General features: G+C 52.6%; 24 protein-coding genes. 8 read left to right on the top strand and 16 right to left on the bottom strand.

What is annotated here, in order from left to right; translation table 11 throughout:
* Positions 1-67: 67 nt before the first annotated feature.
* Positions 68-634, bottom strand: coding sequence for a D-glycero-beta-D-manno-heptose 1,7-bisphosphate 7-phosphatase (gene gmhB / locus QNN86_RS12620; protein WP_115259377.1), 567 nt, complete (start codon positions 632-634; stop codon positions 68-70).
* Between the two features lie 189 nt (positions 635-823).
* Between gmhB and metN the strand changes: the two genes are divergently transcribed.
* The 6 genes from metN to proS all read left to right on the top strand — a co-directional run bounded on the left by metN (position 824) and on the right by proS (position 6415).
* Entirely contained in the window at positions 824-1855 is a 1032-nt protein-coding gene (gene metN / locus QNN86_RS12625) for a methionine ABC transporter ATP-binding protein MetN (protein WP_182270408.1), read from the top strand.
* Positions 1848-2501 (top strand): methionine ABC transporter permease MetI, encoded by a 654-nt coding sequence (locus QNN86_RS12630; protein WP_003018471.1) that lies wholly within the window; start codon positions 1848-1850, stop codon positions 2499-2501. Before metN ends, QNN86_RS12630 begins: the two co-directional genes overlap by 8 nt.
* Positions 2502-2546: 45 nt before the next feature.
* Positions 2547-3362, top strand: coding sequence for a methionine ABC transporter substrate-binding lipoprotein MetQ (gene metQ, locus QNN86_RS12635; RefSeq protein ID WP_096758215.1), 816 nt, complete (start codon positions 2547-2549; stop codon positions 3360-3362).
* 116 nt (positions 3363-3478) lie between these two features.
* Positions 3479-3883 (top strand): Rcs stress response system protein RcsF, encoded by a 405-nt coding sequence (gene rcsF, locus QNN86_RS12640; protein WP_096758216.1) that lies wholly within the window; start codon positions 3479-3481, stop codon positions 3881-3883.
* Entirely contained in the window at positions 3880-4587 is a 708-nt protein-coding gene (gene tsaA / locus QNN86_RS12645) for a tRNA (N6-threonylcarbamoyladenosine(37)-N6)-methyltransferase TrmO (protein WP_181618693.1), read from the top strand. Before rcsF ends, tsaA begins: the two co-directional genes overlap by 4 nt.
* A 109-nt stretch (positions 4588-4696) precedes the next feature.
* The gene (gene proS, locus QNN86_RS12650; protein ID WP_137399687.1) at positions 4697-6415 is read left to right on the top strand and encodes a proline--tRNA ligase; all 1719 of its coding nucleotides are present in this window, start codon (positions 4697-4699) and stop codon (positions 6413-6415) included.
* A 42-nt stretch (positions 6416-6457) separates the two neighbouring features.
* Here the strand turns inward: proS and nlpE are convergent, their stop codons facing one another.
* The 3 genes from nlpE to QNN86_RS12665 are packed head-to-tail and all read right to left on the bottom strand — an operon-like array spanning position 6458 to position 8152.
* Positions 6458-7156: an envelope stress response activation lipoprotein NlpE gene (gene nlpE / locus QNN86_RS12655; RefSeq protein WP_115259383.1), complete on the bottom strand. Its 699-nt coding sequence runs from the start codon at positions 7154-7156 to the stop codon at positions 6458-6460.
* 31 nt (positions 7157-7187) lie between these two features.
* Positions 7188-7610 carry an alternative ribosome rescue aminoacyl-tRNA hydrolase ArfB gene (gene arfB, locus QNN86_RS12660; protein WP_182270411.1) on the bottom strand — a complete coding sequence of 141 codons (423 nt, stop codon included), beginning with the start codon at positions 7608-7610 and terminating at the stop codon, positions 7188-7190.
* Positions 7610-8152: a YaeQ family protein gene (locus QNN86_RS12665; protein WP_115259385.1), complete on the bottom strand. Its 543-nt coding sequence runs from the start codon at positions 8150-8152 to the stop codon at positions 7610-7612. Before QNN86_RS12665 ends, arfB begins: the two co-directional genes overlap by 1 nt.
* Positions 8153-8340: 188 nt before the next feature.
* Here QNN86_RS12665 and QNN86_RS12670 point away from each other — a divergent pair, with 188 nt between their 5' ends.
* Together QNN86_RS12670 and rof are read left to right on the top strand one after the other, a co-directional pair.
* Positions 8341-8541, top strand: a complete 201-nt coding sequence (locus tag QNN86_RS12670) for a YaeP family protein (RefSeq protein WP_096758222.1) — start codon at positions 8341-8343, stop codon at positions 8539-8541.
* On the top strand, positions 8528-8788 hold the full coding sequence (gene rof, locus QNN86_RS12675; RefSeq protein WP_096758223.1) for a Rho-binding antiterminator: 261 nt from the start codon (positions 8528-8530) through the stop codon (positions 8786-8788). The genes QNN86_RS12670 and rof overlap by 14 nt, the downstream gene beginning before the upstream one ends.
* A gap of 83 nt (positions 8789-8871) precedes the next feature.
* Here rof and tilS read toward each other — a convergent pair whose 3' ends face one another.
* The 12 genes from tilS to bamA all read right to left on the bottom strand — a co-directional run bounded on the left by tilS (position 8872) and on the right by bamA (position 24552).
* Positions 8872-10164, bottom strand: coding sequence for a tRNA lysidine(34) synthetase TilS (gene tilS / locus QNN86_RS12680; RefSeq protein WP_414211208.1), 1293 nt, complete (start codon positions 10162-10164; stop codon positions 8872-8874).
* Positions 10165-10225: 61 nt separating this feature from the next.
* On the bottom strand, positions 10226-10615 hold the full coding sequence (locus QNN86_RS12685) for a VOC family protein (protein WP_182270412.1): 390 nt from the start codon (positions 10613-10615) through the stop codon (positions 10226-10228).
* A 53-nt stretch (positions 10616-10668) separates the two neighbouring features.
* A complete protein-coding gene (gene ldcC / locus QNN86_RS12690) occupies positions 10669-12819 on the bottom strand; it encodes a lysine decarboxylase LdcC (protein WP_137361973.1) in 2151 nt (716 codons plus the stop codon).
* A 99-nt stretch (positions 12820-12918) separates the two neighbouring features.
* On the bottom strand, positions 12919-13878 hold the full coding sequence (accA, locus tag QNN86_RS12695; protein ID WP_096758227.1) for an acetyl-CoA carboxylase carboxyl transferase subunit alpha: 960 nt from the start codon (positions 13876-13878) through the stop codon (positions 12919-12921).
* Between the two features lie 12 nt (positions 13879-13890).
* A complete protein-coding gene (gene dnaE / locus QNN86_RS12700) occupies positions 13891-17373 on the bottom strand; it encodes a DNA polymerase III subunit alpha (protein WP_096758228.1) in 3483 nt (1160 codons plus the stop codon).
* A gap of 36 nt (positions 17374-17409) precedes the next feature.
* Positions 17410-18006 (bottom strand): ribonuclease HII, encoded by a 597-nt coding sequence (gene rnhB / locus QNN86_RS12705; protein WP_115259391.1) that lies wholly within the window; start codon positions 18004-18006, stop codon positions 17410-17412.
* Positions 18003-19151, bottom strand: coding sequence for a lipid-A-disaccharide synthase (gene lpxB, locus QNN86_RS12710; RefSeq protein WP_096758230.1), 1149 nt, complete (start codon positions 19149-19151; stop codon positions 18003-18005). The genes rnhB and lpxB overlap by 4 nt, the downstream gene beginning before the upstream one ends.
* Positions 19151-19939, bottom strand: coding sequence for an acyl-ACP--UDP-N-acetylglucosamine O-acyltransferase (lpxA, locus tag QNN86_RS12715; RefSeq protein ID WP_181618690.1), 789 nt, complete (start codon positions 19937-19939; stop codon positions 19151-19153). Before lpxA ends, lpxB begins: the two co-directional genes overlap by 1 nt.
* A gap of 3 nt (positions 19940-19942) precedes the next feature.
* Complete coding sequence (fabZ, locus tag QNN86_RS12720) at positions 19943-20398, bottom strand: 3-hydroxyacyl-ACP dehydratase FabZ (RefSeq protein ID WP_000210739.1); 456 nt, start codon at positions 20396-20398, stop codon at positions 19943-19945.
* A 102-nt stretch (positions 20399-20500) separates the two neighbouring features.
* On the bottom strand, positions 20501-21526 hold the full coding sequence (gene lpxD, locus QNN86_RS12725; RefSeq protein WP_115259393.1) for a UDP-3-O-(3-hydroxymyristoyl)glucosamine N-acyltransferase: 1026 nt from the start codon (positions 21524-21526) through the stop codon (positions 20501-20503).
* A 3-nt stretch (positions 21527-21529) separates the two neighbouring features.
* Positions 21530-22015 (bottom strand): molecular chaperone Skp, encoded by a 486-nt coding sequence (gene skp, locus QNN86_RS12730; RefSeq protein WP_115259395.1) that lies wholly within the window; start codon positions 22013-22015, stop codon positions 21530-21532.
* A 122-nt stretch (positions 22016-22137) separates the two neighbouring features.
* On the bottom strand, positions 22138-24552 hold the full coding sequence (gene bamA / locus QNN86_RS12735) for an outer membrane protein assembly factor BamA (protein ID WP_181618689.1): 2415 nt from the start codon (positions 24550-24552) through the stop codon (positions 22138-22140).
* Between the last annotated feature and the right edge of the window lie 8 nt (positions 24553-24560).

Below are 24560 nucleotides of genomic sequence, written 5' to 3' on the forward strand. Positions count from 1 at the left end.
GTCGACTCAGGAAGACAAGCGGAAAAATGCATTTTTGTTTCAACCGCTCACCTTTTATCCATAACGCTTACTTTTGCTGCTTTTTTATCGCCAATGGCAGGTCAGCCAGGCTATTTATCACTAAATCAGCCGCATTTTCTGCTTCTGGCGTGACAGGCTTACCCGTGCGCACCAATACTTTGGTCCCAACGTTAGCGGCTGCTGCCGCCTGCATATCTTCTATTTTGTCGCCCACCATATAGGAAGCCGCCATATCGATGTGCAGGAACTCTTGCGCAGAGAGAAGCATTCCTGGATGCGGTTTACGACAGTCGCAAACCTGGCGGTACTCTTCTACTGTTCCCTGCGGGTGGTGAGGACAATAGTAGATGCCATCCAGATCAACATCACGATCGGCCAGCGACCAGTCCATCCACTCCGTCAGCGTTTCAAACTGCGCTTCAGTAAATTTACCGCGGGCAATACCCGACTGGTTAGTCACGACGATAAGTGCATAGCCCATCTGTTTAAGTTCACGCATGGCATCAATAACGCCGTCGATAAACTCGAACTCGTCGATCTCATGTACGTAACCGTGGTCCACATTAATGGTGCCGTCACGGTCGAGAAAAATTGCAGGTACAGACTTTGCCACCTTTTATAGCTCCTGAATAAGGCATGTTGCTCTAGTATCGCATGTTTCGGCAGGCAAGAAAGTGCTCATCGTGCAAAGCCAGATTGATTTAGACGTCTGGATGCCTTAACATCCATCTTATTAACGACGTCGACCGTACCAGACAGACGAAAATGCCACGGCTAACTTAATTACGATAATAAATAACCCATGATTAAACTTTCGAATATCACCAAAGTGTTCCAGCAGGGGACGCGCACCATTCAGGCACTGAACAATGTCAGCCTGCATGTTCCTGCCGGACAGATTTATGGCGTTATTGGCGCCTCAGGTGCCGGTAAAAGTACGCTCATCCGCTGCGTTAACTTACTTGAACGCCCAACGGAGGGCAGTGTACAGGTCGGCGGTCAGGAGCTCACTACGCTTTCTGAATCCGAGCTGACCAAAGCTCGCCGTCAAATCGGCATGATTTTCCAGCACTTTAACCTGCTGTCTTCCCGCACGGTATTTGGTAACGTCGCGCTTCCACTGGAGCTGGACAACACCCCAAAAGAAGAGATCAAACGTCGCGTTACCGAGCTGCTGGATTTAGTGGGCCTTGGCGATAAGCACGACAGCTATGCCGCCAACCTTTCAGGCGGCCAGAAACAGCGTGTCGCAATTGCCCGTGCTCTGGCAAGCCAACCGAAGGTATTGCTGTGCGATGAGGCCACCAGCGCACTCGATCCGGCAACGACCCGTTCGATTCTGGAATTACTGAAAGACATTAACCGCCGTCTTGGGTTAACCATCCTGCTGATTACCCATGAGATGGACGTCGTAAAACGTATTTGTGACTGCGTGGCGGTTATCAGTAACGGTGAATTGATCGAGCAGGACACGGTGAGCGAAGTGTTTTCACATCCGAAAACGCCGCTGGCGCAGAAATTTATTCAATCCACACTGCATCTGGATATTCCGGAAGATTATCTGCAGCGTTTAAAAGCAGAACCAGAAGCCGATAGCGTCCCGATGCTGCGTATGGAGTTTACCGGCCACTCTGTCGATGCCCCACTGCTTTCCGAAATTGCTCGCCGCTTTAATGTGAACAACAACATTATCAGTGCGCAGATGGATTACGCCGGTGGCGTCAAGTTCGGCATCATGCTGACTGAAATGCACGGCGCACAAGAAGATACACAAGCGGCCATCAACTGGCTGCAGGAACACCATGTAAAAGTAGAGGTACTGGGTTATGTCTGAGCCAATGATGTGGCTGCTAGTTCGCGGCGTATGGGAAACGCTGGCAATGACCTTTGTGTCCGGTTTTTTTGGCTTTGTGATTGGCCTGCCCGTAGGCGTACTACTGTACGTCACGCGTCCGGGGCAAATCATCGAGAACGCGAAGCTCTATCGTACGCTGTCAGCGCTGGTCAATATTTTCCGCTCCATCCCATTCATTATACTGCTGGTATGGATGATTCCATTTACCCGCATGATAGTCGGCACCTCGATCGGTTTACAGGCCGCTATCGTCCCGCTGACCGTGGGTGCCGCACCGTTTATTGCCCGAATGGTAGAAAACGCCCTGCTGGAAATCCCGACCGGGCTGATTGAAGCCTCAAGAGCGATGGGCGCTACGCCGTTACAGATCGTGCGTAAAGTGTTACTACCAGAAGCGTTGCCAGGCCTGGTGAATGCGGCAACGATCACGCTGATTACCTTGGTCGGTTACTCAGCAATGGGCGGGGCCGTCGGTGCGGGCGGTCTTGGGCAGATTGGCTATCAATACGGTTACATTGGATACAACGCTACCGTGATGAATACAGTACTGGTATTACTTGTCGTTCTGGTTTATTTAATTCAGTTATCCGGCGATCGCATCGTCCGGGCGGTCACGCACAAGTAACGTTACACACAACACAGAAAAACTCATTAAGAAAAGGAAATAAGCATGGCGTTCAAATTCAAAACCTTTGCGGCAGTTGGAGCCCTGATCGGTTCTCTGGCACTTGTGGGTTGCGGTCAGGATGAAAAAGATCCAAACCACATCAAAGTGGGCGTTATTGTTGGCGCAGAGCAGCAGGTTGCCGAAGTCGCACAGAAAGTGGCGAAAGAAAAATACGGTCTGGACGTTGAACTGGTCACGTTCAACGATTACGTCCTGCCTAACGAAGCGCTGAGCAAAGGCGATATCGATGCCAATGCCTTCCAGCACAAACCATACCTGGATCAGCAGATCAAAGATCGCGGTTACAAACTGGTTGCTGCAGGCAATACGTTCGTCTACCCAATTGCTGGCTATTCCAAAAAAATCAAATCACTGGATGAACTGCAGGACGGTTCTCAGGTAGCGATTCCAAACGACCCGACTAACCTCGGTCGTTCCCTGCTGCTGCTGCAGAAAGTGGGCCTGATCAAACTGAAAGACGGCGTTGGCCTGCTGCCAACCGCGCTGGATGTGGTTGAAAACCCGAAAAACCTGAAGCTGGTAGAGCTGGAAGCACCACAGCTGCCGCGTTCACTGGACGACGCACAGATCGCGCTGGCGGTTATCAATACCACCTACGCCAGCCAGATCGGCCTGACCCCGGCAAAAGACGGTATCTTTGTTGAAGATAAAGACTCCCCGTACGTAAACCTGATCGTAACTCGCGAAGACAATAAAGATGCTGAGAACGTGAAGAAATTCGTTGAAGCGTATCAGTCCGACGAAGTTTACGAAGCGGCAAACAAAGTCTTCAATGGCGGCGCTGTTAAGGGCTGGTAATTTTAGGCTGTTTCCAGAATCTGTAATATCATCAGGACGGGCGCTTGCCCGTCTTGTCATTTATGCAAGCACCTGATTCAATATCTGACGTTTAGATCATTCATTGAGGAAATATTATGCGTGCTTTACCGATCTGTTTAGTAGCACTCATGTTGAGCGGCTGTTCTATGTTAAGCAGATCCCCTGTTGAACCCGTTCAAAGCACTACGACCCCGCCGAAAGTGGAGCCAGAAAAACCAAAAGCACCGCGTGCCACACCGGTAAGAATTATCACCAACGCTGAAGATCTGGTCGGTAAACCATTCCGCGATCTGGGTGAAGTCAGCGGTGAATCCTGCCAGGCATCAAACCAGGATTCTCCTCCAAGTATTCCAACCGCACGCAAACGCATGCAGATAAATGCCTCTAAAATGAAAGCGAATGCGGTATTGCTGCACAGCTGCGAAGTGACCAGCGGAACACCGGGTTGCTACCGTCAGGCGGTTTGCATTGGTTCTGCACTGAATATTTCGACGAAATGAGCCACTTTCAGTTCGAGCAAATAGGCGTTATCCGCTCTCCCTATAAAGAAAAATTCGCCGTTCCACGCCAGCCTGGTCTGGTGAAAAGTGCCAACGGCGAACTGCATTTGCTCGCACCGTATAACCAGGCCGATGCCGTTCGCGGCCTGGAAGCGTTTAGCCATTTGTGGGTGATATTTGTTTTTCACCAGACAATGGAAGGTGGATGGCGGCCAACCGTACGCCCGCCCCGACTTGGCGGCAACGCCAGAATGGGCGTATTTGCCACACGTTCGACCTTTCGCCCTAACCCTGTCGGCATGTCGCTGGTCGAACTAAAAGGCATTGTCTGCCAGAAAGATAACGTTGTCCTACAACTGGGCAGTCTGGATCTGGTCGACGGAACTCCGGTGGTCGATATCAAGCCCTACCTGCCGTTTGCTGAAGCATTACCCGATGCCACCGCCAGCTATGCACAGCATGCGCCAGTCGCGGAAATGGCGGTCGGTTTCACCCCTGAGGTTGAGCAACAACTTCTGATGCTGGAAAAACGTTATCCGCTGCTAAAAACATTTATTGGTGAAGTGCTGGCACAGGACCCGCGTCCTGCGTATCGTAAGGGTGAAGAGACAGGCAAAACGTACGCCGTCTGGCTACACGATTTCAACGTGCGCTGGCGCGTGACGGCACAGGGTTTCGAAGTCTTTGCGCTCGAACCCCGGTAATTTCGCGGCCTTCTCTTTTGACATCCCTTTCTCGCTGGTAAACTAAACCACTTTTTTTGTGTCAGGCTCGCGTGAGCCTGTTCGATCGTTCAACTGGAACCGTAACAACATGCGTACTAGCCAATATCTGCTCTCCACTCTGAAGGAGACACCTGCCGACGCCGAGGTTATCAGCCACCAGCTGATGCTGCGCGCCGGGATGATTCGCAAGCTGGCCTCCGGGTTATACACCTGGCTGCCGACCGGCGTGCGCGTCCTGAAAAAAGTCGAAAACATCGTGCGTGAAGAGATGAACAACGCCGGTGCTATCGAGGTGTTAATGCCGGTAGTTCAGCCTTCTGAACTGTGGGAAGAGAGCGGCCGTTGGGAACAGTACGGCCCGGAACTGCTGCGTATTGCTGACCGCGGCGATCGTCCATTCGTACTCGGCCCAACGCATGAAGAAGTGATCACCGACCTGATCCGTAACGAGCTCAGCTCCTACAAACAGCTGCCGCTGAACTTCTACCAGATCCAGACTAAATTCCGTGACGAAGTGCGTCCGCGTTTCGGCGTCATGCGCTCCCGTGAATTCCTGATGAAAGATGCGTACTCTTTCCATACGACTCAGGAATCACTGCAGGAAACCTACGACGCGATGTATGCCGCGTACAGCAAGATCTTCAGCCGTATGGGTCTGGATTTCCGTGCGGTACAGGCTGACACCGGTTCTATCGGCGGTAGCGCTTCTCACGAATTCCAGGTTCTGGCGCAGAGCGGCGAAGATGACGTGGTGTTCTCTGACAGCTCCGACTTTGCTGCCAACATCGAATTTGCAGAAGCCGTAGCACCAAAAGAACCGCGCGGCGCCGCCACGCAGGAAATGACGCTGGTCGATACGCCAAACGCGAAAACCATCGCTGAGCTGGTTGAGCAGTTCAATCTGCCGATCGAAAAAACCGTTAAAACGCTGCTAGTGAAAGCGGTCGAAGGCAGCAGCTACCCGCTGGTTGCGCTGCTGGTTCGTGGCGATCACGAACTGAACGAAGTCAAAGCAGAAAAACTGCCGCAGGTTGCCAGCCCACTGACCTTCGCCACCGAAGAAGAAATTCGTGCCGTAGTCAAAGCCGGTCCGGGTTCGCTCGGTCCAGTGAACATGCCGATCCCGGTAGTTATCGATCGTACCGTTGCGGTCATGAGCGACTTCGCAGCAGGTGCTAACATCGACGGTAAACACTATTTCGGTATTAACTGGGATCGTGATGTCGCCACGCCAGAAGTGGCTGACATCCGTAACGTGGTCGCTGGCGACCCAAGCCCGGACGGTAAAGGCACCTTGCTGATTAAACGTGGTATCGAAGTCGGCCACATTTTCCAGCTGGGCACCAAGTACTCTGAAGCGATGAAAGCATCCGTACAGGGTGAAGATGGTCGCAACCAGATTCTGACCATGGGCTGCTACGGTATCGGGGTCACTCGCGTTGTTGCTGCGGCGATTGAACAGAACTTTGACGATCGTGGCATTGTATGGCCAGACGCTATCGCCCCGTTCCAAGTAGCGATTCTGCCAATGAACATGCACAAATCCTACCGCGTGCAGGAACTGGCTGAGAAGCTTTACGCTGAGCTGCGTGCGCAGGGTATCGAAGTGCTGATGGACGATCGTAAAGAGCGTCCAGGCGTGATGTTTGCCGATATGGAACTGATCGGTATTCCGCATACCATCGTGCTGGGTGACCGTAACCTCGACAACGATGATATCGAATACAAATACCGTCGTCACGGCGAGAAACAGCTGATTAAAACCGGCGACATCGTCGACTATCTGATTAAAGCCATTAAAGGCTGATACAGCAAAAGGCCCTGATCATCAGGGCCTTTTTTTCAGAGATTAATTACACCCTTTACCGGGTATAAACTTCGCGTCTTTATCCGCCATCAGCGTTTTCACCTTCTCGCCCGTATCCGGGTTCGCCTCCTGCGTGAAATGCCCTTCAAGGGTCAACAAGACCGATTGGCCAGTTTCCGTGCGAGCAGCTAAATAGCCGCGTTCAAGCTGGGCATTATTTGCTACCGGCATGCGCTTGCCCGTCGCACAGTCGGTAAAGACAGCCGCATCCGCCATGTAGAAATACATCCCACGCATCGGCATTGGCGTGACGGGCAAACTGGCTGACACCGGCTCAAGGGTATAGTTGAACTGCGATTCGATCGGATTACCTTCACGATCGAGCATTTCCAGCGCCTCGCCTTTTGCCCGGTAGTAAGACTTCTCACCTTTGCTGTCGGTCAACACCAGCTTATCCGCCGTGCGTGCCCAGGTGCCATAGGAGGCAAAGGAAGACGGTTCATCCCGTACGCCCTGATACCGTTCGTTCATCACCCAGGTCCCGTCTTTTTCCAGGAACAGCGAGGTTTCAATCCCTTCGCAGTCGGCGCAGGGCAAGATGCCACGCCAACTTTGCTGCATCGGTTTTAATTCTGCCGCCCGCGTCGACTGCAATGCTTCGACGTCAGTACGATTATTACAGCCGATCAAGGAAAAGAGCGTGCATACAGCGACCACTGACAATATTGCTGTTTTCACTATAAAATCCTTATGATTTTTTTATTCCTGTTCGTCAGTCCTGCGAACGACGAACTTTCCCGCGCAGCGCCTTCACGGTGGATTTTTGCGCCTTCGATGACAACCGGCGCTCTTTCGAGGCGCGCGTAGGACGCGTTGCCTGGCGGCTTTTTTGCACTGCGGTTAATTCTTTAATCAACGCCAACAGCCTGGCCAGAGCCGCTTCCCGGTTGAGTTCCTGACTGCGATATTCCTGCGCCTTAATGATGATGACGCCATCGGCAGTGATCAGATGATGACTGGCCGCCAGCAAGCGTTCCTTGTAATACTCTGGCAGGCCAGAGGCCCGAATGTCAAAGCGCAAATGGATGGCCGTCGAGGTCTTATTAACGTGCTGCCCACCCGCACCCTGTGCCCGGATAGCCGTGATTTCCAGCTCATTATCAGGGATAGAGACGTTTCGGGAGAGAACGATCATCAACGCTGCTGCCACGCGGTCAGATGAATTTCCAGATTGTTCTGAGAGTCTGACAACCAGATAGCCCCATCCTGGATGGTCGCCTGCAACGTCATAGTACGCCCGGCAAAGTCGCTCAGCTGCGCCAGCTGTTCGTCATCCAGATACCAGACAGTCAAATTTTTAAACTGTGCGCACTTATTCTGGTTTTGCTGCCACCAGATTTGCGCCGCCCGACTGTTATAGGTAAACAGAGCAACTTCCCCAGACTGAGTACAGGCCTTCTTAATCCGACGCTCATCCGGCAGGCCGAGTTCAATCCATAAATCAATGCCCAGATGATCGTTACGCAGCCATGCTTCTGGCTCATCTTCTGCACTCAAGCCCCGCGTAAACTGTAACCGCTCATTGGCATATTTAATCCATGCTAACAGGCGCAACATCATGCGCTCCTGGGTTTCAGAAGGGTGACGCGCCAGCGTCAATGCCGCGTCAAGAAACTGGTTGCGGTCAAGATCCGCCACGTTGACAACGGCTTTATAAATTGTCGCTTTAAGCGCCATGAGAGAACTCCTTTCGAATCAGGCGCACATTGTAGCGAAAACTACGCCAAAAGGCTGCTAGCAGCTCTTCTATCAAGGCGCTGATATTGCTTGAATGAGTATGGTATAGTCACCTTGCTAAACAGAGTTTATCTTCGTAGGCTTAGACTTGCATCCACGGTTAAGTCAGAGTACTGACAGGAGGGCATGTGGAAAAATATTGTGAGTTAATACGCAAGCGGTACGCGGAAATCGCCAGCGGAGACTTAGGGTATGTCCCGGATGCGCTGGGTTGCGTATTGAAAGTGCTGAATGAAGTGGCGGAAGACAGCGCCCTTTCAGAGTCGGTCAGAGAAAAAGCGGCCTATGCTGCCGCGAACTTACTGGTGAGCGATTATGTCAATGAATGAAACGTATCAACCCATTAACTGTGATGATTACGACAATCTTGAGCTCGCCTGCCAGCACCATTTATTACTGACGCTGGCGCTGAAAGATGGCGAAGTGCTGCAGGCGAAAGCCAATGACCTGGTTTCACGCAAAAATGTGGAATATCTGGTTGCAGACGTCTCTGGAGAATCACGTGAGCTTCGTCTCGACAAGATTGCCAGCTTCAGCCACCCGGAAATCGGTACCGTGGTGGTTAGCGAATCCTGATTATTTTGTTGCCGGATGGCGGTGCAAGCACCTTATCCGGCCTACTTTCCATGCGATACGTAGGCCTGATAAGCGCAGCGCCATCAGGCATGCCATACCAGATTCACGCCTTCTTCCCCTTCCGCCAGTCCTTCCCGCGTAACAAAGACACCGGCTGCCGCAATCAGCGTTTCGCCGTAAAACAGTAACGGCGTGGTATCGCGTCGCCAGGGCGGAATTCCCTGCTCCTGCCATATTTTTTTGAGCTTACGCCCACCGTTACGCCCGACAATGTGTAATAACCCGGGCGCTTTAAAGCGAATACTGACCGGTTCACCCACGTGCGGCATACGTAATTTTCCCGTTGGGAGTAACTGTACGTCTCCCAGCCCGGCAGGCAGCGTCAGCGGTGTTTGCCAGCATGACCACGGGATGACAGTTTCACTTTGCCCGGTAACGGATTTCACCCACCACAGCTGTGACTGATAGCGGCGGATTTCATATTCGCCTACGCACAAGCACGGCGCAGCATCTTCCCGCGCCAGCACCACTTCCTGCCAGATTCGCGCCAGCGCATCCCGGGATGGCATCGGTGCATTCAGCCCTGCCAGCCAGCGACGAAGCAGCGCTGCACGTCGTACATCACTCATCGTCATTAATGGCTCAACTAAAAGGGTGTCCTGCTCGGTGACACACTCCGCTAAATCATTGGCAAGTAACTCATCCAACAAACGTTCCTGCTCGGCACACAGCACCGCACTGCGGGCCGCCGCGTCAGCAAAGTGCGGCCAGCGCTGTTGCAGTTGCGGGATTATACGTAGCCGCAGAAAATTGCGATCGTAGGCATCATCCTGATTACTTTCATCTTCAATCCAGCGTAGTCCATGCTCCAACGCCCAGCGTTCAAGCGCGTCACGCGTTTGCGCCAATAGCGGGCGAATAAGCTGGGTCCCAGCAAACGGTGAACTTTCCCCCATTGCAGAAAGCCCGGCCGGGCCGCTGCCGCGTTTGAGCGCCAGCAAAAAGGTTTCACACTGGTCATCAAGATGCTGGGCGGTCATCAGCACTTCACCCGGCAGCAGCGTCCGGGCAAAAGCCTGATAGCGCGCCCGCCGGGCCTGCGCCTCTATCCCCAGCCCGTCATCCTGAAGATGCACCCGTTCAACCACCAGCGGCACCTGCCATTGTTCACAAACCGATTCGCAGTGCGTCACCCATTCGTCTGCGTGCGGACTCAATCCATGGTGGATGTGGATAGCGCGTAGCACTACGTCGGGGTGTTGTTTTCGCCACAGCACCAACTGGTGCAACAGCACGGTCGAGTCGAGGCCACCGCTAAAGGCCACCAGAATATGGGGGGATGTCAGAAGTGAAGTGTTAAGTGTGAGTGTCGTCATGATGAATACTTACCAGGGTATTGCCCGGCACGTTACCGGGCTACCGTTACAATAACAAGCCTTACTGCTCGTATAATTCAAGCGGCAATCCATCCGGATCGTTGAAAAAAGTAAAGCGTTTGCCGGTAAAGGGGTCGACACGTACTGCCTCACATTTCACATGATGATTTTCCAGATGGGCTATCGCCTTTTCCACATCATCCACGCTGAACGCCAGATGGCGTAACCCGCAGGCTTCCGGTCGGCTGGGACGGCAAGGTGGAAATGGAAAAGAAAAAAGCTCAATCACGTACTGCCCGTTCAGCGCCAGATCGCCTTTCCAGGAGTCACGCTCTTCCCGGTAGACCTCGCTCATCAGCGTAAAGCCCAGCACGTCGCAGTAAAATGCCTTACTCACCGCGTAGTCCGTCGCAATAATGGCAATATGGTGAACCTGTTTTAATCCCAGCATAGCGTCTTAGCCTCTTTAGTTTTCTTTTCGCACGTTACTCGTCCGCGGTCGGTTCAGGCAAGCTGCGATGCCATTTTTAGGACTCTCACACGGTACACGCCGTCCTCACCCAGTTTAGCGCCATGAATATCCGTGTCGAATCCGGGATAATGATGGCCGACAGAACACAGCATCAACAGGAAATCGAGCACCGCCCGGCTGTCTTCGGTGATCATTTCCCCCGGCATCAGCAACGGTACGCCGGGAGGATAAGGCAGGATCATATTTGCAGAAATGCGCCCCACCAGTTGGTCAAGCGTCACCGTCTCCACCTCGCCTTTGATCTGCCGCTGCCAGGCCTGATGTGGCGTCATTTTCATTTCCGGTAGGGTGTCAAATGCCCGTAGCATTAGCCCGGAGAGATCGTGTTGGCGGATCAGATTATGGATCCCCTGTGCCAGATCCTGAATACGCATATTGCGATAGAAATCCGGATCTTCAGCATACAAATCTGGCAGCATATTCTTCACACGCAAATTCAGATCGTACGATCGTTTGAACTCTGTCAGCCCGCGCAGCAACCCCATCGCCCGGGTTTTATCAATGCCAATGCTGAACAAAAATAACAGATTATACGGACCCGTTTTCTCCACCACGACACCGCGTTCGTCGAGGAATTTCGCCACCAGCGCCGCCGGGATCCCTTCGTCACTCATGTTTCCCTGTTCATCCATCCCCGGTGTCAGAATAGTCACTTTCACCGGGTCGAGGAACATGTGGTCGGCGTCGGCATCGGTAAACCCATGCCAGTCTTCACCCGGCGCTACGGGCCAGCATTCCGCTTCATCCACCTTTTCCGGCTGCCAGATATCAAAGAACCAGCCGTCCGATTCTTCCCGCAGTCGCTGTACTTCTTTGCGAAAATGCAGCGCACGCTCAACGGAGCGATTGATTAAGCGCTTGCCTGAGTTGCCGCGCAGCATTGCCGCCGCCGTTTCTATTGACGCGACAATCGGGTAGCTCGGCGACGTCGAGGTATGCATCATAAAGGCTTCATTAAAGGTCTCTTCATCGTAGTCACCTTTAATGTGGATCAGAGAGGCCTGCGACAGCGCCGCCAGCATCTTGTGGGTCGACTGGGTTTCAAAGATAACCTTACCAGGTACTCGTTCGCCGCTCATGCCGCTTTTCCCCTGATAGATCGGGTGAAAATGAGTGTATGGCACCCAGGCCGAGTCAAAATGAATAGACGGCACGTCCAACGTCTGTTTGATCCAGTTGGTGTTATACAGCAGACCGTCGTAGGTAGAGTTGGTGATCACCGCATGTACTGGCCACTGGGCCTGGGCGGTCTCTCCGACTTTGCGCTCAATACTCTCACGGGTAAATTCACGCTTAGGGATACCGCCAAGAATACCCAGCGCATTACGCGTGGGCTTCAGCCAGATGGGTACCACGTCGCTCATCATCAGCAAATGCGCCAGTGATTTATGACAGTTACGATCGATCAGTAGCGTACTTCCGGTCGGGGCTGCATACATACCGACAATTTTATTCGACGTCGAGGTGCCATTCGTCACCATATAGCTCTGCTCTGCCCCAAAGGTGCGGGCGATATATTCTTCGGCCTCCAGGTGCGGGCCAGTATGGTCCAGCAGCGACCCCAGTTCGGTCACGGAAATGGAGACGTCGGCCTTGAGCGTATTGCCGCCAAAAAAGTCATAGAACAGGCAGCCCACTGGACTCTTTTGGTATGCCGTCCCCGCCATGTGCCCCGGCGTACAGAAGGTATACTTCCCTTCTTTCACGTAGGTGAACAACGCCTTGGTAAACGGCGGAGTGATGTTATCGAGGTATTCATTGGTGTACTGGCGAATACGGGTGGCAATATCGTCAGACTGGCCTAGAGCATACTCGAAAAACCACAGCGCCATGCGCAGGTCGTGTGCGCTGACATCCATCGTCGAATGGGTATTGATAAAGGCGTAAAGCGGCAGATATTCGTTAAGCTGGTTGATATCGCTACACAGCTCCAGGCTGTACTCATCCCAGTCAAAAATGACGCCGCAAATTCGCGGGTTGTGCTCAATAAATTTCAGCAGGTCGACGCTATTCTGCGGCCAGATAATCTGGAATCCCTGCTGCAGTAGTGCACGTTCAAGTTCCTTGATGGGCTCATCTTTATAAAAGACGCCATGCGGTCCCATGATGGCAATGATATTCATGCGTTCCTCCTGGAAAAACCTTAGTTAATCATAGCCTGGTCAAACCGCAGGTAAAAAAAAGGGCCACAGCGTTGTGGCCCTTTTCAGAATATATGCAGTTTACGCGTAACCGTAGCTCATCAGTCGCTGGTAACGGCGATTTTTCAGCTCTTCCGTACTTAACACATCGAGATCGGCCAGATCGGCTAGCAGCTGTGCTTTCAGCGACGCAGCCATGACTTCTGGATTACGATGCGCCCCGCCCAGCGGTTCCGGTACGATAGAATCGATCAGCTTCAGCTCTTTCAGACGCGGGGCAATAATGCCCATCGCTTCCGCCGCCAGCGGCGCTTTGTCTGCGCTTTTCCACAGAATGGATGCACAGCCTTCCGGGGAGATAACGGAATAGGTGCTGTATTGCAGCATATTCACTTTATCGCCCACGCCGATAGCCAGCGCGCCACCGGAGCCACCTTCACCGATAACGGTGCAGATAACCGGTACGCTCAGACGAGACATTTCACGCAGGTTGCGTGCAATCGCTTCAGACTGGCCACGTTCTTCCGCGCCGACGCCCGGGTAAGCCCCAGGGGTGTCGATGAAGGTAATGATCGGCATCTTGAAACGTTCGGCCATTTCCATCAGGCGCAGCGCTTTGCGATAGCCTTCCGGTGCTGGCATGCCAAAGTTACGACGAATTTTTTCTTTGGTCTCGCGGCCTTTCTGATGACCAATGATCATCACTGGACGACCATCAAGACGCGCGATGCCGCCGACGATAGCTTTATCATCCGCATAGGCACGATCGCCCGCCAGCTCATCAAATTCATCAAACGCCAGGCGGACGTAATCCAGGGTGTACGGACGCTGTGGATGACGAGCCAGCTGGGCTACCTGCCATGCGCCAAGATCGGCAAAGATTTTGCGCGTCAGTTCTACGCTTTTTTCACGCAGGCGATGCACTTCTTCATCGATGTTAATATCCAGTTTCTCATCCTGACGGCTCACCGCAGTCAGAGAATCGATTTTTGCTTCCAGCTCTGCAATCGGCTGTTCAAAATCAAGGAAATTCAGACTCATAGTATTCCTGTATTAGTCAAACTCCAGTTCCACCTGCTCCGAACCAATAAGGCCACGGAGATCGTTCAGTAAACGATCGCTCGGAGAGACACGCCACGTTGCGCCAAAACGCAACCGTGCACGTGCATCCGCCCTCTGATAGTAGAGATGTACTGGAATTGTCCCCGAGCGGTGGGGTTCCAGAGACTGACGGAGTCGGTTTAAAAGCTGGTCATCAATTTGCCTGTCCGTCAGCGAGATAGCAAGCCCGCGAGCGTATTTTTCCCGGGCTTCGTCAATATCCATGACTTCACGGGCCATCATTTTAAGCCCACCGCTGAAGTCATCAAAGCTGACCTGTCCGCTGACGATAAGTATGCGGTCTTTTTCCAGCAAATGCTGGTATTTATCCAGGGCATCGGTAAATAACATCACTTCCAGACGCCCGGAACGGTCATCCAGCGTGCAGATGCCGATACGATTGCCGCGCTTGGTGACCATTACCCGCGCAGCAATGACGAGCCCCGCAGCCGTGGTAACTTTACCACGTTCTGTCGGATGCATGTCTTTCAGCCTGTGGCCTCCGACATAGCGCTCAATTTCTTTTAAATACTGGTTGATGGGGTGTCCCGTCAGGTAAAGCCCTAACGTTTCACGCTCACCATCTAATACCACCTGCTCCGGCCACGGCGTGCAGTTGGCATAGGATTGTTCAATTTGTTCCGGCTCTTCGGCCAGAACGCCAAACATATCGGCCTGACCGATGGCTTCGGCTTTTGCGTGCTGATCGGCGGCTTTAAGCGCGTCGTTCAGCGAATTCATCAGTGCGGCGCGATGCGGGCCAAGGCGGTCAAACGCCCCGGACATGATCAGTTTTTCCAGCACCCGGCGGTTTAGCTTTTTGATATCCGTACGGGCACAGAGATCGAACAGCTCGCGGAAATAGCCACCTTTGTTACGCGCTTCAATAATAGCTTCAATGGGGCCTTCACCCACGCCTTTTATCGCGCCGATGCCATACACAATCTCGCCATCATCATTTACGTGGAAATGATACAGCCCGGAGTTGATATCCGGCGGCAGGATTTTCAGTCCCATACGCCAGCATTCATCCACCAGCCCGACCACTTTCTCAGTGTTATCCATATCGGCGGTCATTACCGCGGCCATAAACTCGGCGGGGTAATGCGTTTTCAACCATAGCGTCTGGTAAGACACCAGCGCATAGGCTGCGGAGTGCGATTTGTTAAACCCGTACCCGGCGAATTTCTCCACCAGGTCAAAGATTTTGATCGCCAGCTCACCGTCTACGCCGCGCTTTCTCGCCCCTTCTTCAAAGGTGCCGCGCTGCTTGGCCATTTCTTCCGGCTTTTTCTTACCCATCGCACGGCGCAGCATATCCGCGCCGCCAAGAGTATAACCAGACAGCTCCTGGGCAATCTGCATGACCTGTTCCTGATACAGGATAATGCCGTAGGTCGGCTCCAGAACAGGTTTCAGGCACTCATGCTGCCATTGTACATCCGGGTAGGATATTTCTTCTCGCCCGTGCTTACGGTCGATAAAGTTATCTACCATTCCCGACTGCAGTGGGCCTGGGCGGAACAACGCCACCAGGGCTATCATATCTTCGAAGCAGTCAGGCTGCAGGCGTTTGATCAGATCCTTCATGCCGCGAGATTCAAGCTGGAAGACGGCGGTTGTCTCCGAGCGCTGCAGCATATCAAAACATTTTTTATCGTCGAGCGGGATGGCGGCGATGTCAATCGGCTCCAGTCCCTGCTTTGCCCGACGCGGGTTGATCATTTTCAGCGCCCAGTCAATGATCGTCAGCGTACGCAGACCCAGGAAGTCAAACTTAACCAACCCGGCGTATTCCACGTCGTTTTTATCAAACTGAGTGACCGGATGAAGACCTTCTTCATCACAATAGAGCGGAGCAAAGTCGGTAATTTTAGTGGGAGCAATAACCACGCCGCCCGCATGCTTACCGGCATTACGCGTGACGCCTTCCAGCTTACGCGCCATGTCGATCAGCGCCCTGACCTCTTCGTCCGCCTCGTAGATTTCTGGCAGTTGCGGCTCTGCCTCAAAGGCTTTTGCCAGCGTCATCCCCGGATCGGGTGGCACCAGTTTAGAAATCCTGTCGACAAACCCGTACGGATGCCCCAGTACGCGGCCCACGTCGCGGATAACCGCTTTTGCGGCCATCGTACCAAAGGTAATAATCTGTGATACCGCGTCACGACCATACATTTCCGCCACATGTTCAATCACCTGGTCGCGTTTCTCCATACAGAAGTCAACGTCGAAGTCAGGCATCGAGACACGTTCCGGGTTAAGGAAACGTTCGAACAGCAGGTCAAATTCCAGCGGATCGAGATCGGTAATTTTTAGCGCATAGGCCACCAGTGAGCCGGCACCGGAACCACGGCCAGGTCCGACCGGCACGCCGTTGTCTTTCGACCACTGGATAAACTCCATGACGATCAGGAAGTAGCCCGGGAACCCCATCTGGTTGATAACCTGAAGTTCAATGTCCAGGCGTTCGTCGTAAGGTGGGCGCTTCTCTTTGCGTTCGGCTTCATCCGGGAACAAAAACGCCAGACGCTCTTCCAGACCTTCTTTCGATTTTTTAACCAGATAGTCTTCGGTGGTCATATCTCCGGTCGGGAACTGCGGCAGGAAGTATTCACCCAGACGCACCGTCACGTTACAGCGCTTGGCTATCTCGACGGTATTTTGCAGCGCTTCCGGAATGTCGGAAAACAGCTCGCACATCTCTTCTTCGCTGCGCATATACTGCTGCGGCGAATAGTTGCGCGGACGTTTCGGATCATCGAGTGTGAAACCATCATGGATCGCCACGCGGATCTCATGCGCGTCAAAATCTCCGGTTTCAAGGAAGCGAACATCGTTGGTCGCCACCACCGGCAGACCCCGCGTTTCGGCCAGCGCCACTGCGGCATGCAAATAATTCTCTTCGTCCTGCCTGCCGGTACGGATCAGTTCCAGAAAATAACAATCGGGGAAATGTTCTTCATAAAACGTGACGCACTCATCAACCAGCGCGCTGTTACCGCGTAGCAAGCTCCGTCCGACGTCGCCCATGCGACCACCGGAAAGTAAAATTAAGCCTTCTTTTAAATCAAGCAACCAGTCTCTGTCGATGACCGGTCCTTCGGATCCATAGCCACGTTGATAGGCTTTTGATATCAACAACGTCAGATTCTGATAGCCCGTATTATTAGCCGCCAGCACCGTTAGTTGCGTCAACTCGTCGCCAAACTGCTCGCTACGGACATGAAAATCAGCACCAACAATCGGTTTAATGCCCGCACCGTGACCCGCTCCGTAAAACTTCACCAGACCACACAAGTTGGTAAAATCGGTGATCGCCAGTGCAGGCATGCCCAACGCGGCCGCCTTTTTCACCAGCGGCCCCGTTTTTGCCAACCCATCAATCATGGAGTAGTCGCTGTGCACCCGCAGGTGGACGAAACGTGGTTCAGACATCTTCAGATTCCGGTTTACTTATTCTTGCCACAAGAATCAGGACGTGAGTCCCAGTGCGCGTTTAACAGGGCCAAAGCTGCGACGGTGGTGTTCTGTCGCGCCATGCTCTATAAGCGCCGCCAGATGAAAAGCAGTTGGGTAGCCTTTGTGCTGCGCAAAGCCGTACTGCGGGAAAACCGTATCCAGCGTCGCCATCTCCGCATCGCGGGTGACTTTCGCCAAAATAGACGCTGCGCTGATTTCCGCCACGCGACTGTCCCCTTTCACCACCGCCATCGACGGCATCGGCAATACCGGGCAACGATTACCGTCAATCAGCACGTATTCAGGCGTAATGTGCAAACCGGCCACCGCGCGCTGCATGGCCAGCATGGTGGCATGTAGAATATTCAGCTCGTCGATTTCATGCGGTTCCGCCCGTCCCAGGCTCCAGCTTAACGCTTTTTCTTTGATTTCATCGTAAAGCGCCAGACGACGCTTTTCAGAGAGTTTTTTGGAGTCGTTCAGACCGACTATCGGACGCGCTGGATCAAGAATAACAGCAGCTGTCACCACAGCACCGACCAAAGGGCCTCGTCCTACTTCATCCACACCCGCCACTAAATGCGTATGTGGATAAACAAATTCAATCATTGTGCTAACTCCAGGACTGCATCCGCCGCCTGCTCATCGGCATTACAACGGATCTGCTGGTGCAGGTCGCGGAACGTATCGTGCATCGCATGGCTGGTTTTGCCATTCGCCAGCAACGGCTGCAGCGCTTTCGCCAACGCCTGCGGTTCGCATTCATCCTGCAACAGCTCTTTGACTAATTCTCTTCCCGCCAGCAGGTTCGGCAACGAAACATAATCGGTTTTCACCAGACGTTTCGCCAGCCAGAAAGTGAAGGGTTTCATACGGTAGCCGACAACCATCGGGCACTTCGCCAACATACACTCCAGCGCTGCCGTGCCTGAAGCCAGCAGCGCTGCATCGCTGGCAACCATCGCTTCGCGTCCCATCCCATCAAGCAGATGTACGGAAAGTTCCGGTGCTACCTCAGCTTTAATGCGCTCAAACTGTTCTCGTCGTTTGGCATTCACCAGCGGCACGACCACTTCGAGATCGGGATACTGCTGGCGTAACAACTGTGCTGTTTTCAGAAAATCAGCGCTAAGCATCTCCACTTCAGCGCCCCGGCTTCCTGGCAATAGTGCCAGGCAGTGCGCATCATGGGGAATACCCAGCACGTCGCGAGCCGCGTTTTTATCCGGATCCAACGGCATGGCGTCCGCCATGGTGTGGCCGATAAAGCGGCACGGGACATTAAATTTGTCATAAAACGCTTTTTCGAAAGGCAGAAAGGCCAGCACCATATTGGTGGATCTGCCTATTTTGAAAACACGTTTCTGTCGCCATGCCCACACGGAAGGGCTGACGTAATGAATGGTTTTAATGCCCTGTTTTTTCAAGTTCCCTTCAAGGGTAATATTAAAATCAGGTGCATCAATGCCAACGAAAACGTCCGGCTTGAGATCGGTAAAACGACGAGTCAGATCGGCGCGAATATGCAGCAAACGGCGCAGGCGTCCGAGCACTTCAACAATACCCATCACCGCCAACTCTTCCATTTCGTACCAGGCTTCACAGCCTTCGGCCTGCATCAGCGGACCTGCCACGCCAACAAAACGGGCATTGGGTACACGCGCCTTGAGTGCGCGAATTAATCCTGCACCAAGAATATCGCCGGAGGTTTCTCCGGCGACGAGGGCAATCGTTAATGGACGCTGCTCAGTCATTAACGAATCAGGCCACGCGTTGAGCGTTCAAAGAAATCACTGAAAGCCTGAACATCCGGGTACTGCTTCGCCAGCTCGGCGATTTCCGGCTTCGCTTCTTCCAGCGTTTTTCCGTTGCGGTACAACGCTTTATAGGCGTTACGGATCGCGGTAATCGCTTCACGGGTGAACCCGCGACGCTTCAGACCTTCGATGTTGACGCCAAACGGCGTGGCATGATTGCCTTGGGCGATAACGTACGGCGGAACGTCCTGAGCAACACCAGAACAACCACCAACCATCACATGTGCGCCGATGATGCAGAACTGATGCACCGCCGTCATCCCGCCGATGATAACGAAATCATCCAACGAAACGTGTCCGGCAAGCGTGGCGTTATTTGCCAGAATACAGCGGTTACCAATCGTACAATCATGCGCAACGTGCGCGTTGATCATCAGTAAGTTATCGCTGCCCACCTTCGTCAACCCACCGCCTTGCACTGTGCCACGATGAATGGTGACGCTTTCGCGGATGCGGTTGCGATCGCCAATTTCCACGCGGGTCGGTTCGCCAGCATACTTCAGATCCTGGTTTACTTCGCCGATGGAGGCAAACTGATAGATCTCGTTATCGCGACCAATTTTAGTATGGCCATTCACGACAACGTGAGACTTCAGTACGGTACCCTCACCAATTTCAACATGGGGTCCAACAATACAAAAAGGTCCAATGTGGGCATTGGCACCAATACTGGCGCCCTCTTCCACAATGGCGGTCGGGTGAATAAAGGCGGATTTATCAATCACGTATTAGGCCTCCCGGCTACGGGCACACATCATCGTTGCTTCGCACACAACTTTACCGTCAACCAGTGCAACCCCTTTAAAACGGGTCAGGCCACGGCGCGTTTTCTCGAAAGTGACTTCCATGATCATCTGATCGCCAGGTACGACAGGACGCTTGAAGCGTGCTTCATCGATACCAGCGAAATAATACAGCTCGCCTGGCTCCAGTTTTCCGACGCTTTTAAACGCCAGAATACCCGTTGCCTGGGCCATTGCTTCCAGAATCAGCACGCCAGGGAAAATCGGTTTACCCGGGAAGTGGCCCTGGAAGAAAGGCTCGTTAACGGATACATTTTTCACTGCGCGCAGAAAACGACCTTCTTCAAAATCCAGCACACGATCAACCAGTAAAAACGGAAAACGGTGCGGCAGAAGTTCTAAAATCTCTTCAATTTGCAGAGTATGAGTGTTAGTAGTCAAAATACTCTTCCTGTCAAAATATGCTAAAAGGCAATAATAACACGGCCTGTCGCAATCGTATGAATGGGACAGGCCGAAAAGTCAGACGTGCAAAAAAGTGCTTTAGTCTTGTTGATTAACCTTGCGCTCAATCGCTTTGAGGCGCTTGCTCATATCATCAATATTCATCACCAGTGCAGCTGTTTTACGCCATACCTTGTTGGGTTGTAGCGGAATACCTGAGGAATAGACTCCTGGTTCGGTGATAGGACGCATCACCATACCCATACCAGTGACCGTGACTTTGTCGCATATTTCCATATGCCCATTGATCACACTGGCGCCGCCAATCATGCAGTAACGGCCAATCTTCAGGCTGCCCGCCATAATGACACCACCGGCTACCGCCGTATTGTCGCCAATCACAACGTTATGCGCAATCTGGCACTGGTTATCAATGATAACACCATTGCCGATCACGGTATCGTCCAGAGCGCCACGATCGATGGTCGTGCAAGCGCCGATCTCAACACGATCGCCAATAATTACGCGACCAAGCTGTGGGATCTTCACCCAATTACCACGATCGTTCGCATAGCCAAAGCCGTCAGATCCGACAACGGTACTGGACTGGATCAGGCAATGTTCACCGATCTGGATATCGTGATAAATCGTCACATTCGCCCACAAGCGTGAACCTGCGCCGATTTTTGTGTTTTTTCCGACGAAACAGCCTGCGCCGATAACCACGTTATCGCCCAGTTCTACGCCAGACTCGATGACCGCATTTGCGCCAACAGAGACATTGCTACCCAGCTTTGCCGTCGCATCAATCACTGCACTGGGTGCAATGTTCTGTGCCGGCTGAGGCGTGGTATCTAAAATTTGCGCCATTCGTGCATAAGTCAGGTAGGGGTTCTTCACTACCAGCGCTGCACTCTTAGCAAAAGGAAGATCGTCCTGCGTCATCACAACGGCAGAAGCCTGGCACAGGCTTAAATGCTCACGGTACTTAGGATTCACCATGAACGTAATATTGCCAGTTTGCGCAGATTGCATGGACGCTACGCCGGTGATGACGATATCGCCATCACCGTGTAATTCTGCATCCAACTGCTCTGCTAAATCAGCCAGTCGAATTGAAGGCATTACTTATTTAACCTGTTTCAGTACGTCAGCGGTGATGTCTTTAACATCGCTGCTGTTGTAAGCAACGGTGTTTGCGTCAACGACCAGATCAATGCTCTGGCTGCTAGCGACAGATTTCACGGCTGTCTGGATACGCGTAACCAGTTTGCCACGTTCTTCGTTGGAACGACGTGCACGATCCTGCTCAAAAGCTTGCGCTTTCTGAGAGAAAGTCTGGCGCTGAGCCATAACGTCTTTTTCCAGCTTAGTACGATCGCTACCTGCTTTCATGGATTGCAGACGCTGCATTTTAGATTGCAGATCGGATTCCATGCGCTGCAGTTCGCTGGCGCGGCCTTTGAACTCGTTTTCCAGTGTATTAGAAACACCAGTCTTCTGTGCAACCTGTTGGAACAGGCTACCCATATTGACGATTGCAATTTTGTCAGCAGCCTGTGCGGACGTTGCCATCGCTAAGCCAAGACCTGCAGCTAATAACCACTTTTTCACAATAAACTCCTTACCATCCCATTTGCACCCGAAGGTACAGTTCTTTGCGTGGCCAGGCGACCCCATTCAGGATCGCCTAAAGTCATCGCTACACTACCACTACATTCCTTTGCGCAGAACAATTACCAGGTTTTACCAATGTTAAACTGGAACTGCTCTGCTTTGTCTCCATCGTACTTTTTGAACGGCTGGGCGTAGGAGAAGACCAACGGCCCCAATGGGGACATCCATTGTAATGCGATACCCGCAGACATACGGATATTGCTCGGATCGCTGTAGTCTGGATAGCCAGAATACTTCGCAGAATCCCAATTGGTATCCCAGACGGTACCCATATCCCAGAAGAAAGAGGTACGGACCGAGTTAGCATACTTGTCGCTAATAAACGGCGTTGGGGTAATAAACTCCAGGCTAGCGACAGCCATGGCGTTACCGCCCACTGCATCGTCCGATTTACACGGTGACGTATTGGTGGTGTCACATTCGTTGTCATAATCGTCATCATCATTATAACGATTTGCCGGTAAATAGACGGCCTTTGGACCAATGGTGTTGGACTGGAAGCCACGCACGGTGCTGGAACCACCGGCATAGAAGTTCTCATAGAACGGCATTTCTTTGCCGCTTAATCCATCACCATAGCCCCACTTGGTACGACCCAGAACAACCCACTTATGGTCGTCATCGATCGGTACGTAGGTCGCGGTATCCAACGTTGCTTTGTAGTATTCGTTATCAGAACCCGGAACGGTGACTTTTCCGTTCAGGTTGACACGCGTACCTTCCGTTGGGAAATAGCCCCGGTCCAGCTTGTTATACGTCCAACCGTAGTTGAAGGTGAAATCGTCTGATTTGAAGCTATCCGCATCAGGATCCTCACCCATGGAAACCAGATAACGTTGCATTGCAACTTGTGGATCCATGTTAGACAAGGAGTTATGCACGTAACCCAAGCCCGCACGCAACGTGTTGTATTCGTTGATCGGGAAGCCCAGCGTGACGTCTGTACCATAACTTTTGTTGGTGTAGTCAGACAGGTCTGCATCATCCGCTTCAAAGTCGTTATAGAAGACGCGGCCGCCAAGGCTCACACCATCCACGGTGAAGTACGGGTTGGTTACAGACAATTCAGTATAGGTCTGGTAATCGTTTTTGGTGCCGTTAATGCCGACAGAATACCCGGTACCTAACCAGTTATCCTGTTGAACGCCCGCCTGGAAGCTTACGCCGCTCTCGGTACCGTACCCGACGCCGAAGTTAAAGCTGCCGGTGTTACGCTCTTTCACCTTGTAGACCACATCAACCTGATCAGGACTGCCCGGAATACGCTGAGTATCTGTGTCGACGGTTTCGAAATAGCCCAGACGGTTCAGACGCTCTTTACCCTGATCGACCAGATCGCTACCCAACCAGGCACCTTCCATCTGGCGCATTTCACGACGCAGGACGGAATCTTTAGAGGTATCGTTACCTTCAAAGCGGATCTTACGCACGTAGAAACGGTTACCCGCATCCACGTTTACACGCAATTTAACCGTCTTGTCAGCATCGTTGATTTCAGGCTGCGACTGTACGCGCGGGTAGGCATAACCATAGCGCCCCAGAAGCTTCTTGATATCATCTTCCATTTTGGTCACTTTGGTGCCGTTATAGAGTTCACCCGGTTCTATTTTCGTCAGGGTCTCAATTTCGGCAGAGTGTCCGGCCAGGTTACCACTCACCTGTACCCCAGAAAGCTTGTACTGCTCGCCTTCTGTGATGTTGACGGTGATATAGATACCTTTCTTATCCGGCGTCAGGCTGACCTGCGTAGAGTCGATATTGAAACGAGCATAGCCGCGATCCAGATAGTAACTACGCAGGGTTTCAAGGTCGCCCGCCAGTTTCTGTTTCTGGTATTTACGATCGCCCACCACGTTCCACCACGGCACTTCGTCGCGAAGTTGGAAGTGAGAGATCAACTCGTCGGTTGTAAATGCATGGTTACCAACGATATTGATCTGTTGGATCTTCGCCGAGACACCTTCCTGGAACACCAGTTTGAGGTCAACGCGGTTACGCGGCAACGGCGTCACCACCGCTTTCACACTGGCGCTGTACTTACCTACGCTATAGTAGAAATCTTCCAGGCCTTTTTCGATATCGGCAATCGTGGTGCGATCGAGAGACTCGCCAACACGCACGCCAGACGCCTCGAGGTTTTGCTTCAGCATGTCATCTTTTACCGATTTGTTACCGGAGAAAGTGATGCTGGCAATCGTCGGACGTTCTTTTACCTGAACCAGAAGGGTATCACCATCGCGCAGGACGCGGACATCCTCAAAGTTACCGGTGGCGAACAGAGCACGAATGGTATTACTGATATCTTCATCATTAACCGTGTCGCCTGTGCGCACCGGCATACTGAGGAGAGCCGCACCAACGGCGACTCGCTGTAGGCCTTCGAAATGAATGTCCTTCACGACGAACCCTTCAGCACCGTATACGGTGGCGCTGCTAAACAGCAGCGACGCTATGAGCAACTTTTTCATCGCCATCGTTATTA

The organism is Citrobacter sp. C348, assembly GCF_047467975.1.
GTDB classification, from domain to species: domain Bacteria; phylum Pseudomonadota; class Gammaproteobacteria; order Enterobacterales; family Enterobacteriaceae; genus Citrobacter; species Citrobacter gillenii.

Coding starts and splice junctions, on each gene's coding strand:
- metN (WP_182270408.1), top strand. CDS start 824: ATGATTAAACTTTCGAATATCACCAAAGTGTTCCAGCAGGGGACGCGC.
- QNN86_RS12630 (WP_003018471.1), top strand. CDS start 1,848: ATGTCTGAGCCAATGATGTGGCTGCTAGTTCGCGGCGTATGGGAAACG.
- metQ (WP_096758215.1), top strand. CDS start 2,547: ATGGCGTTCAAATTCAAAACCTTTGCGGCAGTTGGAGCCCTGATCGGT.
- rcsF (WP_096758216.1), top strand. CDS start 3,479: ATGCGTGCTTTACCGATCTGTTTAGTAGCACTCATGTTGAGCGGCTGT.
- tsaA (WP_181618693.1), top strand. CDS start 3,880: ATGAGCCACTTTCAGTTCGAGCAAATAGGCGTTATCCGCTCTCCCTAT.
- proS (WP_137399687.1), top strand. CDS start 4,697: ATGCGTACTAGCCAATATCTGCTCTCCACTCTGAAGGAGACACCTGCC.
- arfB (WP_182270411.1), bottom strand. CDS start 7,610: ATGATCGTTCTCTCCCGAAACGTCTCTATCCCTGATAATGAGCTGGAA.
- QNN86_RS12665 (WP_115259385.1), bottom strand. CDS start 8,152: ATGGCGCTTAAAGCGACAATTTATAAAGCCGTTGTCAACGTGGCGGAT.
- rof (WP_096758223.1), top strand. CDS start 8,528: ATGTCAATGAATGAAACGTATCAACCCATTAACTGTGATGATTACGAC.
- tilS (WP_414211208.1), bottom strand. CDS start 10,164: ATGACGACACTCACACTTAACACTTCACTTCTGACATCCCCCCATATT.
- QNN86_RS12685 (WP_182270412.1), bottom strand. CDS start 10,615: ATGCTGGGATTAAAACAGGTTCACCATATTGCCATTATTGCGACGGAC.
- ldcC (WP_137361973.1), bottom strand. CDS start 12,819: ATGAATATCATTGCCATCATGGGACCGCATGGCGTCTTTTATAAAGAT.
- accA (WP_096758227.1), bottom strand. CDS start 13,878: ATGAGTCTGAATTTCCTTGATTTTGAACAGCCGATTGCAGAGCTGGAA.
- dnaE (WP_096758228.1), bottom strand. CDS start 17,373: ATGTCTGAACCACGTTTCGTCCACCTGCGGGTGCACAGCGACTACTCC.
- rnhB (WP_115259391.1), bottom strand. CDS start 18,006: ATGATTGAATTTGTTTATCCACATACGCATTTAGTGGCGGGTGTGGAT.
- lpxB (WP_096758230.1), bottom strand. CDS start 19,151: ATGACTGAGCAGCGTCCATTAACGATTGCCCTCGTCGCCGGAGAAACC.
- lpxD (WP_115259393.1), bottom strand. CDS start 21,526: ATGCCTTCAATTCGACTGGCTGATTTAGCAGAGCAGTTGGATGCAGAA.
- bamA (WP_181618689.1), bottom strand. CDS start 24,552: ATGGCGATGAAAAAGTTGCTCATAGCGTCGCTGCTGTTTAGCAGCGCC.